The sequence below is a fragment of the Umboniibacter marinipuniceus genome (assembly GCF_003688415.1).
GTDB classification, from domain to species: Bacteria; Pseudomonadota; Gammaproteobacteria; order Pseudomonadales; family DSM-25080; genus Umboniibacter; species Umboniibacter marinipuniceus.
The window spans coordinates 290,502-302,777 of sequence record NZ_REFJ01000002.1; the positions used below are offsets into that span (position 1 = coordinate 290,502).

At 48.1% G+C, this 12,276-nt stretch carries 11 protein-coding genes and 3 tRNA genes; 9 read left to right on the forward strand and 5 right to left on the reverse strand.

Annotated features, from left to right (window positions below; all coding sequences use genetic code 11):
• Position 1: 1 nt before the first annotated feature.
• The 5 genes from pheT (at position 2) to selD (ending at position 4,733) form a co-directional block, all read left to right on the forward strand.
• Positions 2 to 2,383: a phenylalanine--tRNA ligase subunit beta gene (gene pheT / locus DFR27_RS05120; protein ID WP_121876382.1), complete on the forward strand. Its 2,382-nt coding sequence runs from the start codon at positions 2 to 4 to the stop codon at positions 2,381 to 2,383.
• A 4-nt stretch (positions 2,384 to 2,387) separates the two neighbouring features.
• Positions 2,388 to 2,705 carry an integration host factor subunit alpha gene (gene ihfA, locus DFR27_RS05125; protein WP_121876383.1) on the forward strand — a complete coding sequence of 106 codons (318 nt, stop codon included), beginning with the start codon at positions 2,388 to 2,390 and terminating at the stop codon, positions 2,703 to 2,705.
• Positions 2,706 to 2,722: 17 nt separating this feature from the next.
• Positions 2,723 to 3,364 (forward strand): pyridoxamine 5'-phosphate oxidase, encoded by a 642-nt coding sequence (gene pdxH / locus DFR27_RS05130; protein WP_121876384.1) that lies wholly within the window; start codon positions 2,723 to 2,725, stop codon positions 3,362 to 3,364.
• A 108-nt stretch (positions 3,365 to 3,472) separates the two neighbouring features.
• A tRNA-Pro gene (locus DFR27_RS05135) sits at positions 3,473 to 3,549 on the forward strand.
• A gap of 155 nt (positions 3,550 to 3,704) precedes the next feature.
• Positions 3,705 to 4,733 carry a selenide, water dikinase SelD gene (gene selD, locus DFR27_RS05140; protein ID WP_121876385.1) on the forward strand — a complete coding sequence of 343 codons (1,029 nt, stop codon included), beginning with the start codon at positions 3,705 to 3,707 and terminating at the stop codon, positions 4,731 to 4,733.
• 131 nt (positions 4,734 to 4,864) lie between these two features.
• Here selD and DFR27_RS05145 read toward each other — a convergent pair whose 3' ends face one another.
• The gene (locus DFR27_RS05145; protein WP_121876386.1) at positions 4,865 to 5,338 is read right to left on the reverse strand and encodes a YybH family protein; all 474 of its coding nucleotides are present in this window, start codon (positions 5,336 to 5,338) and stop codon (positions 4,865 to 4,867) included.
• Positions 5,339 to 5,423: 85 nt separating this feature from the next.
• Between DFR27_RS05145 and DFR27_RS05150 the strand changes: the two genes are divergently transcribed.
• On the forward strand, positions 5,424 to 6,050 hold the full coding sequence (locus DFR27_RS05150) for a MarC family protein (RefSeq protein ID WP_170150782.1): 627 nt from the start codon (positions 5,424 to 5,426) through the stop codon (positions 6,048 to 6,050).
• Between the two features lie 77 nt (positions 6,051 to 6,127).
• On the opposite strand, the gene DFR27_RS05155 is transcribed toward DFR27_RS05150, so the two are convergent.
• A complete protein-coding gene (locus DFR27_RS05155) occupies positions 6,128 to 7,780 on the reverse strand; it encodes an electron transfer flavoprotein-ubiquinone oxidoreductase (protein ID WP_121876388.1) in 1,653 nt (550 codons plus the stop codon).
• Between the two features lie 346 nt (positions 7,781 to 8,126).
• Here DFR27_RS05155 and DFR27_RS05160 point away from each other — a divergent pair, with 346 nt between their 5' ends.
• Entirely contained in the window at positions 8,127 to 8,876 is a 750-nt protein-coding gene (locus DFR27_RS05160; protein ID WP_121876389.1) for an electron transfer flavoprotein subunit beta/FixA family protein, read from the forward strand.
• 1 nt (position 8,877) lies between these two features.
• Positions 8,878 to 9,807 (forward strand): electron transfer flavoprotein subunit alpha/FixB family protein, encoded by a 930-nt coding sequence (locus tag DFR27_RS05165; protein WP_121876390.1) that lies wholly within the window; start codon positions 8,878 to 8,880, stop codon positions 9,805 to 9,807.
• Positions 9,808 to 9,922: 115 nt separating this feature from the next.
• On the opposite strand, the gene DFR27_RS05170 is transcribed toward DFR27_RS05165, so the two are convergent.
• The 3 genes from DFR27_RS05170 to DFR27_RS05180 form a co-directional block, all read right to left on the reverse strand.
• Positions 9,923 to 11,020, reverse strand: coding sequence for a GGDEF domain-containing protein (locus DFR27_RS05170; protein ID WP_170150783.1), 1,098 nt, complete (start codon positions 11,018 to 11,020; stop codon positions 9,923 to 9,925).
• 172 nt (positions 11,021 to 11,192) lie between these two features.
• Positions 11,193 to 11,269: transfer RNA gene (locus DFR27_RS05175), tRNA-Pro, on the reverse strand.
• Positions 11,270 to 11,317: 48 nt separating this feature from the next.
• Positions 11,318 to 11,394, reverse strand: a tRNA-Pro gene (locus DFR27_RS05180).
• Positions 11,395 to 11,626: 232 nt separating this feature from the next.
• Between DFR27_RS05180 and DFR27_RS05185 the strand changes: the two genes are divergently transcribed.
• A complete protein-coding gene (locus tag DFR27_RS05185) occupies positions 11,627 to 12,241 on the forward strand; it encodes a dUTP diphosphatase (RefSeq protein ID WP_121876392.1) in 615 nt (204 codons plus the stop codon).
• Positions 12,242 to 12,276 lie beyond the last annotated feature (35 nt).

The following is a 12,276-nucleotide window of genomic DNA, read 5'->3' on the forward strand; positions in this document are numbered from 1 at the left end:
TATGATTTTTAGTGAAAGCTGGTTACGAGAATGGGTTAGCCCCACATTAACCACTGAAGAGTTAGTTGCACAGATCACCATGGCTGGATTGGAAGTGGATGGTGTAGAAGCTGCCGCCGGTAAGTTTAGTGGTGTGATTGTTGGCGAAATCGTCGCCATTGAGCAACACCCCGACGCGGACAAGCTAAAGGTATGTTCAGTTGCGGGAATTGGTGATGAATTAACGCAAGTTGTTTGTGGTGCTCCCAATGCTCGTCTTGGTATCAAGGTTCCTTTTGCAACCGTTGGCGCCAAGCTACCGGGTGATTTTAAGATTCGCAAAGCTAAGTTACGCGGTGTCGAAAGCTTCGGAATGTTGTGTTCCGAGTCTGAGTTGGAAGTCAGTGACGCCAATGAAGGCCTTTGGGAGCTTCCTAGCGATGCGCCAACGGGTGAAGATATCCGTAGTTACCTTGATCTCGATGACGCACTAATTGAAGTGGATTTAACGCCAAATCGTGGTGATTGTCTTGGTGTCATCGGACTAGCACGTGATGTAGCGGTGTTAAATCGCTTGCCGCTGAATATTCCAGAGATTGATTTTATCGAACCAAGCCATGACGACGTGATGGATGTGGCGCTCTATGATGGCGAGGCATGTCCTCGTTACGCCAGTCGTGTTGTTAAAAACGTCAATGTAAAGGCGGCCTCGCCAATTTGGTTAAAGGAACGCCTCCGTCGTTCAGGCATCCGTTCAATTGATCCAGTTGTTGATGTGACTAACTACGTCCTACTGGAGCTTGGTCAGCCAATGCACGCCTTCGACTTAAACAAGATTAGCGATGGCTTAGTTATTCGAATGGCCGAAGCTGATGAGAAGATCACCTTGCTTGATGAGCAAGAAATTACGCTCAAAGAAGATACCTTGGTCATTGCTGACCACGCTAAGCCGCTAGCCATTGCTGGCATCATGGGTGGCCTAGATAGCGGTGTGACCGCCGAGACGCAAGATATCGTCTTTGAATCTGCACATTTCACCCCGGAGTTGATTGCTGGTAAAGCTCGCTCCTACGGACTGCACACGGATTCATCACACCGCTTCGAACGCGGTGTAGACATCGCGATGCAAGAGGTTGCTATTGAGCGCGCAACACAGTTATTGCTTGCGATTTGCGGTGGCGAACCAGGTCCAATTCAGATAGTCGAAGCGGGTACCGAGGGTGTAGCGGAGCGTTTTGTCACGCTTCGTCGAGCTAAGTTGAGTCAATACTTAATGCTTGACCTCGCAGATGATGAAGTCCTTGATATTCTTGACCGCCTTGGTTTGGAATTGACGGAAAGCAACTCTGAAAGTTGGTGCTTCCGCATCCCATCGTGGCGTTTTGATATCGCCATCGAAGTTGATTTGATTGAAGAGATTGCGCGAATCTATGGCTACAATAATCTGCCGACGCGCACCCCACAGGCCATGCTTGAGATTGGCGATGCAGATGAGCGCATTAAGCCTATCCAGTATTTGCGCCGTGATTTAATTACGCGCGACTACCAAGAGGCTATTTCCTATAGCTTTGTAGATCCAGCTGTACAGAAGTTAATTGATCCGAGCGTCAGCCCGGTTGAGTTGGCCAATCCGATCTCGAGTGATCTTTCTGTTATGCGAACTAGCCTTTGGGCCGGTTTGCTTACAGCGCTTAAGCGTAACATAAATCGCCAACAGAACCGTGTTCGTCTGTTTGAAACTGGCTTACGTTTCGTTCCAGGCGCGGACAAGAATGAGGTCATCCAAACGCCTACATTGGCGATGATTGCCTATGGTCCTCGTCTGAACGAGGCGTGGAATCACGGTGCAGATCTCGTTGATTTCTTTGCTGTTAAAGGTGATCTTGAAGCAATTCTTCCAGCCGGAGACTTTAAGTTCGTCGCGGCAACGCGTGATGCGCTCCACCCAGGGCAAACAGCCGAGATTCTTTTGAATGGCAAGTCCGTTGGTTGGATTGGGGTGCTGCACCCAGAGACTCAGCGACAGTTGGATATTCCGCAGCGTACCCTTGTGGTTGAAATAGACTTAGCTGTCATGCTGAATAATGGTCTACCAGACTATACGCCAGTATCTAAGTTCCCTGAAACGCGTCGAGATCTTGCTTTTGTCGTAGATGAAGGTATTGCATCGGGCGTTCTTTGTGATCGAATTCAAGCACTTCTTGGTGAAGATACCATTTTCCAGCAGGTAGATATTTTCGACATCTATCAGGGCAAAGGTATTGAAAAACAAAGAAAAAGTGTTGCTTTGGGCTTGACCTTTAGGCATCCATCTCGCACTCTTAATGATGAAGAAGTCAATGATTGCGTTAACAACGTGATTGACGTTCTATCAAACGAATTTGGGGCGAGCCTAAGGAACTGACATTATGCATTCAGCGTTGACTAAAGCGGATTTAGCAGAGCGCTTGTTTAATGAACTTGGAATTAACAAGAAAGAGGCTAAGGATTTAGTTGAACTCTTCTTTGAGGAAATTCGTCAGGCGCTTGAGCACAATGAGCAGGTAAAACTCTCGGGGTTCGGAAATTTCGACCTCCGAGATAAAAATGCTCGCCCGGGTCGCAATCCAAAGACTGGCGAAGAAATTCCAATTGAACCTCGACGCGTGGTGACTTTTAAGCCGGGACAGAAGCTTAAATCACGTGTTGAGGCTCATCCTGCAGACGCCGCTGAGGCAGACTCCTAGTATCTGGAGGTTAAACCATGACAGACATGTCTGACATTCGCCGCGAGTACCAGCTCGGCGAACTACACCGTAATCAGTTATCCTCATCACCTCATGAACAGTTCGAACGCTGGTTTCAGCAGAGTGCCGAGAGTGGCTTGATTAAAGATCCTACCGCGATGACCTTATCCACGGTCAGTCCAGACGGTTATCCTACCGGCCGAATTGTGTTGCTAAAGGGGCACGATCAGTCAGGTTTTCGCTTTTTTACTAACTACACTAGCGATAAGGCTGAAGATATTAACTTCAACGCTAATGTAAGTTTACTGTTTGCTTGGTTACCTTTAGAGCGGCAGGTCCTGATAAGTGGGAGCGCCACTCAGCTAAGTCGTGAGGAGAATGAGGCCTATTTTCATAGCCGACCACGCGCTAGCCAGATTGCAGCATGGTCTTCTTTTCAGAGTGCTATGGCTCAGGATCGCTCGGAGCTTGACGCTCGCTTTGAAGCGCTTAGCCGCGAGTTTGAGGGTAAAGAGGTGCCATGCCCTGAGTTTTGGGGAGGCTATCGCGTTGAGGCGCATACTCTTGAGTTTTGGCAGGGTCGTAGCGAGCGATTGCATGATAGGTTCCGCTATACTCGCACGGAAAACGGCTGGCATTTGGCCCGATACAATCCCTAGTAAAAAACCTTTTGCATCTCTAAGGAGCTGACGTTATTATCAACGCCAGATTCTTAAAGTGCGTTTAAAATCAGTAGTTTACAGGTTTTAAGCTGTTTGAGTTCTAATCGGAATATAGCGCAGCCTGGTAGCGCACCACACTGGGGGTGTGGGGGTCGTGGGTTCGAATCCCGCTATTCCGACCAATATTTAAACGACGGCATCTGCCGTCGTTTTTTTTTGTACCCAATCTTATCTTTAAGATAGACCAGTATGCGCTACTGACACTTGGTGCCTAAGGGGCTATGCTATCAGTTCAAGTGTCTCTTCCTATCCGATAATACCCATAAAGCGAGCTGAAATGGTTAAGTTAACACAATATAGTCACGGAGCAGGGTGCGGCTGTAAGCTATCTCCTGAAGTGCTTTCCGAGTTATTAGCGGGCGCGAGTCAGCGGCAATTCGAGAACCTAATAGTGGGCAACGACACTAAAGACGACGCCGCTGTCGTAGATCTAGGCGATGGCACCGGTATTATCTCCACCACTGATTTCTTCATGCCTATTGTTGATGATCCTACGGACTTCGGCCATATCGCGGCGGCGAACGCCATAAGTGATATCTATGCGATGGGCGGAACTCCGCTAATGGCGATTGCAATCTTTGGTTGGCCGATAGATAAACTACCTGCTTCGGTGGGGCGAGATGTGATTCAAGGCGGTAGACGAGCGTGCGAGTTAGCTAGAATTCCGTTGGCAGGAGGCCATTCGATTGACAGTCCTGAACCCATATTTGGTTTGGCTGTAACCGGTAGAGTGCCGTTGACCAACCTGAAGCGCAATAGTAGTGCCACCTCAGGTGATTTGCTATTGCTGACTAAGCCTCTAGGAGTGGGGATCTTAACCACAGCTGAGAAACGTGCATTACTAGACGCTTCGCATGAAGGTGTTGCCGCAAAGGCAATGATGGAATTGAATACCTTCGGCATGATTGCCTCAACGGTGGCGGGCGTCAATGCCTTGACAGATGTCACCGGCTTTGGGTTGGCGGGTCATTTGTTAGAGCTCTGTGATAGCACAGCGCTAGGCGCATCAATTTCGCTAAGTCAGCTCCCTGTGTTAGCAGGGGTTACTGAGTACCTAGCTAAGGATTGTGTTCCGGGCGGCACACACCGTAATTTCCAAAGTTACGGCGACGCGATAGATCTTTCAGCACTTGAGTCACCAGACTATCGTTTGATATGCGATCCGCAAACAAGCGGTGGATTACTAATTAGTGTGCAGCCATCTTCGTTGGCGGAGCTCAAAGCAGCGGCGGAAGAGGTTGGGCAAACGTTAACCCTAATTGGTGAAATGACAGACGCTTTCCAGGGTGTCAAAGTAATGCGCTAATGAGCTAACTGACGTCGCTAGGCTACTAACGGCTAACGGCTAGGCTACTAACGGCTAACGGCTAACGGCTGGCTTCTAACTGCTAACTGCTAACTGCTAACTGCTATCTGCTATCTGCTATCTGCTATCTGCTAACTGCTATGGTCACTGATAATTAGCCACTGTCCGTCAATTTTCTGCCAGAGTAGGCTGAAATGGCCACTTGGGCGATCTTCGGATCGCTCCAGGGTCCAGACGCCAATCATCCATAGGAAGTCAGTTTGTAGCGGTCGTAGTTCAATGACTTCAAATTTAAGTTTACCCATGGTGGCGGCATCAGGATAGCGAGCTTTGTAGCGCGCAAGTGTCTCATCCCATCCTTTGGTTAAGCTCTCAGACCCTACGAAGCTAAGTTGATCTGACTGCCAGTAGCCCTGCATGAAGGCATCTAAGTCACCGTTATTCCAAGCATCCTGCTGCGCCATCAGTACTCGAAGGCTAGGGTGCTCTATTTCAGTTTGTTGGTTCGATTCAGTTGATTGAGCTGGTTGAGCGCTGATCTCGTTGCTCATGAATAGTGCGGCAAGCGTAAGTGCTGGTACTGTAAGTAGAAGTCGTGATCTCATCGCTGGGCTCTTTCTATGCTAAAGTTCTTTAATAATAGATCGATCAGCTATTATTTCATACTCAAACATACTTCAGGGACAGACAGTGGATTGGATTAACGCCGACTTTATCAAGGTCTTTACAACTCTCATAGCGTTAGCGAATCCCATTGGTCTAGTCCCAATATTCCTAGCAATGACTCAAGGTCGTTGGGAATCTCATCGTCGCAGTATTGCATTACAGGCGAGTATCGCCATCATCATTATCCTAAGTATTTCAGCACTTGCCGGTGATCACCTGCTTGAGTTCTTCGGTATTAGTATTCACGGTTTTAGAATTGCCGGTGGTATTTTGGTGATGATCATGGCGCTGTCTATGATGCAAGCACATACAGATGATGTTCGCCAAACTGACGAGGAGGCCAACGCTTCTCAGTTAAGGCCAGCCATCGCCGTGGTACCCCTTGCCATGCCAATTACCGCTGGTCCCGGTGCTATTTCTGCCATGATCGTCTATGCCAATACTATTGGTGTGCTGATTTCTATTCTTGCCAGTGTGGCACTTGCCTTTGTTTTGTACATCTTCATGCGCTCAGCGCCCACAATTGCGCGCCTTCTGGGAACAGTAGGAATGAATGTTGTGACGCGTATTATGGGTTTGTTGCTCGCATCTATGGCCGTGGAATTTATTGCCCTAGGAATGAAGGGGTTGTTTCCAAGCCTGTTAGGCTAGCACCCAGCGCGCAAAAAAATACCCCAGTAAGCGTAAGCTTATGGGGTAGTCTTTCAATCAACTCTTAGCGATACACCCTACATGTTAGGGTAGTTAGGCCCGCCTGTTCCTTCGGGTGTTACCCAAGTGATATTCTGGCTTGGGTCCTTGATATCGCAGGTTTTACAGTGAACGCAGTTCTGTGCGTTAATCTGGAACTTTGCGTCACCATTAGCGTCTTCTAGCACTTCGTACACGCCAGCAGGGCAGTAACGCTGTGCTGGTTCGGCAAAGGTTGGCATGTTAACCCCTAGTGGGATTGAGGCATCCTTTAATTTTAGATGGCATGGTTGATCTTCCTCATGGTTAGTATTCGAAAGGAATACCGATGAGAGGCGATCGAAACTCAGTTTGCCATCTGGTTTCGGATAAGTGATTTCAGCGAAATCTTCTGCCGGTTTCAGCTGAGCGTAATCCGGCTTTGGATCGTTTAGCGTCCACGGTAGCGTTCCGTTGAAAATATTGATATCGATAAACGCATAAGCACTACCAATCAGGTTGCCCCACTTGTGCTGCGCAGGTCCGAAGTTTCGCTGCGTATGGAGCTCTTTGTGGGCCCACGAACCTGCATATGCCGCGGCAAACTCTACTAGGTCGTCATTTGCGCGATCCGCGGTTACAGCCTTGAAAACTACCTCAGCCCCAATCATGCCGGACTTCATGGCGGTGTGAGAGCCCTTAATCTTGGCAAAGTTTAACGTTCCAGCGTCATCGCCGAGGAGTAAACCGCCGGCAAAATGCATTTTCGGCTGGCTCTGAAGCCCACCTTTGGTAATGGCGCGAGCACCATAAGAAATTCGCTTACCGCCCGATAAGTACTGCTTCACAACAGGATGATGCTTGTAACGTTGGAATTCCTCGAAAGGACTTAACCAAGGGTTGCTGTAACTCAGATCAGTAATCAGACCAAGTGCTACCTGGTTGTCCTCAATGTGGTAGAGGAAGGAGCCACCCGCAGCGCCGTGCTCGGCAAGTGGCCAGCCGGCGGTATGAACTACGAGACCTTGCTCATGTTGCTCAGCAGGAATCTCCCAAATTTCTTTGATGCCTATGCCGTAATGTTGTGGTTCTTTACCTTCGTCGAGACTGAACTTCTCGATCAGCTCTTTACCTAGGGAACCTCGGCAGCCTTCACAGAAAAGCGTGTACTTGGCGTGCAGCTCCATGCCAGGCATGTAGCTATCCTTTTGCTGACCATCCATGCCTATGCCCATATCACCCGTGGCAATACCTTTAACAGAGCCATCTTCGTGATAAACAACTTCGGCAGCGGCAAACCCAGGGAAGATCTCTACACCGAGTTCCTCGGCACGTTCTGCTAACCAACGACAGAGGTTACCCAAGCTGATAATGTAGTTGCCATCATTATGCATTGTTTTTGGTGTGAAGAAGTTGGGGACCTTGATCTGCTTGGTGTCATTCTTCAGGAGGTAGATGTCGTCACGCTTTACTTCAGTGTTCAGCGGAGCACCAAGCTCTTTCCAATCAGGGAATAGCTCATTGAGTGCTTTCGGTTCGAAAACTGCTCCAGAAACAATGTGCGCGCCGACTTCTGAGCCTTTTTCGACAACACAGACACTTATTTCGTTACCGCTTTCTTGGCTGAGTTGGCGTAGTTTGCATGCTGCCGCGAGTCCGCTTGGACCTGCGCCGACAATGACTACATCGTATTCCATCGATTCACGTTCCATGGATTTAGTCTCCTAAACTGAGTAAATGCTATTATTTTACGACGAAAGCGTATGAATGGCTTTAATATTTCGTAATCTCGTCTGAACTTTCTAACGTCATAATACGTATAAGTGGGTAGATATTAAACGTAAACTGGTGCTTTAGACATTCAAGTGACTTATAAAGACAATACTGGAAAGGCATTTTTAGTCACATTACGGTATTAATGGCTTAAATAATACCGACTATTGGTGTTAAACTGTAGCCAATAACTGTGAAGTCAACAGTCAACTAGGGGACACATTGCTTGCGACGAGCGAGCTATAGTGAATTAGCTTTAACGATAATCAATACGATGGGACACTCATGAAAGTTTTGGTAGCAGTAAAACGCGTTGTAGATTACAACGTCAAAGTTAGACCAAAAGCCGATGGTTCAAACGTCGAGCTTGCTAACGTAAAAATGTCAATTAATCCATTTTGTGAAATTGCAGTAGAGGAAGCCGTACGCCTTAAAGAGAAAGGTGTTGCGACCGAGATTGTTGCCGTTTCTATTGGCCCCAAGGCTTGCCAAGAGCAGCTTCGTACAGCCTTAGCGCTTGGTGCTGATCGCGCAATTCAAGTGGAGGCCGAGGGCGAACTTGAGCCGCTAGCTATCGCGAAGTTGCTAAACGGTATCGTCGCAGAAGAGAAACCTGAACTTGTCGTGATGGGAAAGCAGTCTATCGACGGCGACAACAACCAGACGGGTCAGATGTTGGCCGCATTGGCTGGTATGCCTCAAGGTACGTTTGCTTCTGAGGTTGCTGTTGAAGATGGTAGTGTTGCCGTGACCCGTGAAATTGATGGCGGTCTGCAAACGGTTAAATTAACGCTTCCTGCTGTAGTGACTACTGATCTGCGCTTGAACGAGCCGCGTTATGCTTCGCTGCCAAACATTATGAAGGCTAAGCGCAAGCCGCTTGACGTCAAAACGCCGGGAGATTACGGCGTGGACACAGCAACACGCGTATCACTTGTATCAGTTGAGCCGCCAGCGGAGCGCAAAGAAGGTATAAAGGTTGCTGATGTTGCGGAATTGGTTGATAAATTAAAGAACGAAGCGAAGGTAATTTAAGATGTCAGTACTTGTAATTGCTGAGCACAATAACGCTCAACTTAACGCAGCAACACTTAACACATTGGCGGCTGCGAAAGAACTTGGCGCCGACGTCCACGTGTTGGTTGCTGGTTCAGGTGCATCAGAAGTTGCTGCGAGTGCAGCGGCGGCTGACGGCGTTGCTAAAGTTTTTCATGCGGATAGCGCGGTGCTTGCGCATCAGCTTGCCGAAAATGTCGCACCGGTTATTGCAGCCATCGCTGGTAACTATTCGCACGTGTTAGCGCCCGCAACAACATCGGGTAAGAACATCCTTCCTCGTGTTGCGGCAGTACTGGATGTGCAGCAGATTTCTGACATCATTGCAGTGATTTCGGAAGATACCTTTAAGCGTCCAATCTATGCTGGCAACGTGATTGCTACGGTTAAATCGAGTGATTCGATCAAAGTGATGACGGTACGTACTACTGCTTTCGACCCAGTCTCAGCTACTGGCGGCAGTGCAGAAATCGTAGCGATTGCTGACGTCGCCGATGCAGGTGTTTCTGGTTTCGTAGGCGAAGAACTGGCAAAATCCGATCGTCCAGAGCTTGCTTCGGCATCTATCGTGATCTCAGGTGGTCGTGGCATGCAGAACGGCGACAACTTCGAATTGTTGTACAGCGTTGCCGATAAGTTAGGTGCTGGTGTAGGCGCAAGCCGCGCTGCAGTTGATGCAGGCTTCGTTCCCAACGACATGCAGGTCGGTCAGACAGGTAAGATTGTTGCTCCAGACCTTTACATCGCAGTAGGTATTAGTGGAGCTATCCAGCACTTGGCTGGTATGAAGGACTCCAAGGTGATTGTTGCTATCAACAAAGATGAAGATGCGCCAATCTTCTCGGTTGCTGACTACGGTTTAGTGGCTGATTTATTCACCGCCGTTCCTGAGCTTGACGCAGCGCTTTAAGCGCTCCGGTGAAACCGCCTATCTTTGAAACAATAGGCAGGAAGTGAAAGGCGGGTAGATCTCTTGATCTTACCCGCCTTTTTTTATGACCCAGCTGAACTAACATCTTTAGTGATTAAGTCCCTACGAATCGGCAGCAATTTCTTCCCTCTGATTTGGCTTGATAAAGCCCGCTATCAGCACGATTGATCAGGTCAGTCTGTTGATCGCCCAAATAATAGATCGTGACGCCAATTGAAACAGTTAGCTGCAGACCATTGTCATACTGACAAGTCTGGATCAATAGGCGTAACTTTTCGGCCATTGCCAGTGCTTGCTCAGGCGCTTGATTAAGCGTCAAGATTAAAAATTCTTCTCCGCCCCAGCGAATGAATGTATCGGACTTGCGAATTGACTGACGGATGACGTTGGCCGTTTGGGCTAGCGCTAAATCACCGGCTTCATGGCCAAACGTATCGTTGACGGCCTTAAAGTTATCCAAATCCAACATAAGTACACTGAAGCTTTGGTCTTCACGTTCGCAACGCGGTATCTCAATCTTAAGTCGGCGTTCGAGCTCGTTGCGATTAAAGCATTGCGTTAATGGGTCGGTTACGGCGAGCTCCCGGTAAGCGAGTTGGGTGGCGAACTCAGCGCGCCGTGAGTGGTCATAGATTAAAGCGCCGGCGAGGCCGAATGAAAAACTACAGCCTAGCCAGAACAAATGGATGTAGAAAAGAGGGCTATCCGCGAGAGCGAGACAGGCGTAGATGCTAAATGTAATTAGGCTTAAAAGGGCGCTTAATACTGCGAACCTTGGAGTTAGGCCTGAAACGATAAACGTCCATATCACCATGAGATAGCCTTCAGCAAGGAGCGGCTCGAAGACCTCTAGCTTAGCGTTAATGTACACATGGCAGATTGCGGCCAGAAGGATGTGGATAGCTAAAAGAGGCTCAATCCATTTTACATAGCGTGACTTAAAGGCCAGAAATGAAATAATGAGTAGTCCTGGCGCTATAAGCAACGTGTAGAGGGTTAGCATCGCATTTTGCGCTTCAGCAGATGCCCAAGGTTTAGGTATCACCGAAAAGATGAGATAGAGGAGACCTGTTAAACAGCAGACTTGTGCGATTTGTTTTCGACGACGACGCTGATCCCAGGCGTGAAACTGGTTCATCGAATGGAGTTCGACAAAGTCTTCAGCCTGATGAGTGTCCAGTTGGTGCTGCATACTTGGCATCCTTGCATTGGTCAAACTGGAGTGACTAGGCGTTAAACCCCACTTCAGCTAACTGTTAGTAGCTATTTAGTAGAGTATATTTAAAGTCAGTCAGTGGCAACTCATCGTGGTGCGCTTGATGCGTAATGTTTTAGAAGGTCTATAGTGGGAGAGACTAAAAAAATGGTCGGGGTAGAGAGATTTGAACTCCCGACATCCTGCACCCAAAGCAGGCGCGCTACCAGGCTGCGCTATACCCCGAAACTCTGTTTACGGCTGAGAGGCCGAATAAGCTTTGCTTATTAGAAATGGTCGGGGTAGAGAGATTTGAACTCCCGACATCCTGCACCCAAAGCAGGCGCGCTACCAGGCTGCGCTATACCCCGAAAATGTATTTTGGCTAGTCATTGAATGTATGACTACGCAGCGACCGAGTATTTGGATTACTCGGGCTATACCACGCTAGCTCGTTAATACGGGCGCCATTATAGGGACGAACAAGGCCGCTGTAAACCATTGATTAGATGAAACTTTTGGTTTTTTGACTGGACCAAATACTCGGTTCAAATATCGTCAATTTCGCCGTATCATAGTCTTTTACAAAATTAAGGTCTTAGCATGTTAAAACATCAACTACGAAGCCTTCTGTCCATGCAGGATGCAATGAACGCAAAGGTTAATGCCAATTGGATTGAGCTTGGACACGAGTGGTACCGTGCCATTTGGATAGAGTGTGGTGAAATGCTTGATCACTACGGTTGGAAATGGTGGAAAGCACAGGAGTGTGATCTTCCTCAGGTAGAGCTTGAGTTGATAGACATTCTCCATTTTGGTTTGTCAGATCTTATTCAGAAGAGTTCAAATGTGGAGACTTTGGCGGATGAACTAGCGCAGAATTGGCCGGTCCCCGCTGATGGTAAGGTGTTTGAAGATCAACTCGAGGCATTTGCCGCCGATTGTTTAGCTACTAAGTCCTTCAATCTAGCACTCTTCGTTCAGCTTGCGCATTCAATTAATATGAGTAGTGACGACCTCTACGTGGGTTACATAGCTAAGAATGTGCTCAATCGTTTCCGTCAAGATTTTGGTTATAAGTCAGGTGAATACATAAAGATCTGGAACGGAAAGGAAGATAATGAAGTGCTTGTGGAGCTGTGTTCTACACTAGATGTACGAAGTGAAGATTTTCAAACTCAGCTCTACAACGGTCTTAAAGCAGCATACCCGGTTTAACTAGGGGTAATTTCGCTAAAGACATTTGCGTTCTA

Excerpts from the sequence above, each read along its gene's own strand:
- pheT (WP_121876382.1), top strand. The coding sequence starts at position 2 with ATGATTTTTAGTGAAAGCTGGTTACGAGAATGGGTTAGCCCCACATTA.
- ihfA (WP_121876383.1), top strand. The coding sequence starts at position 2,388 with ATGCATTCAGCGTTGACTAAAGCGGATTTAGCAGAGCGCTTGTTTAAT.
- pdxH (WP_121876384.1), top strand. The coding sequence starts at position 2,723 with ATGACAGACATGTCTGACATTCGCCGCGAGTACCAGCTCGGCGAACTA.
- selD (WP_121876385.1), top strand. The coding sequence starts at position 3,705 with ATGGTTAAGTTAACACAATATAGTCACGGAGCAGGGTGCGGCTGTAAG.
- DFR27_RS05145 (WP_121876386.1), bottom strand. The coding sequence starts at position 5,338 with ATGAGATCACGACTTCTACTTACAGTACCAGCACTTACGCTTGCCGCA.
- DFR27_RS05155 (WP_121876388.1), bottom strand. The coding sequence starts at position 7,780 with ATGGAACGTGAATCGATGGAATACGATGTAGTCATTGTCGGCGCAGGT.
- DFR27_RS05160 (WP_121876389.1), top strand. The coding sequence starts at position 8,127 with ATGAAAGTTTTGGTAGCAGTAAAACGCGTTGTAGATTACAACGTCAAA.
- DFR27_RS05165 (WP_121876390.1), top strand. The coding sequence starts at position 8,878 with ATGTCAGTACTTGTAATTGCTGAGCACAATAACGCTCAACTTAACGCA.
- DFR27_RS05170 (WP_170150783.1), bottom strand. The coding sequence starts at position 11,020 with ATGCAGCACCAACTGGACACTCATCAGGCTGAAGACTTTGTCGAACTC.
- DFR27_RS05185 (WP_121876392.1), top strand. The coding sequence starts at position 11,627 with ATGTTAAAACATCAACTACGAAGCCTTCTGTCCATGCAGGATGCAATG.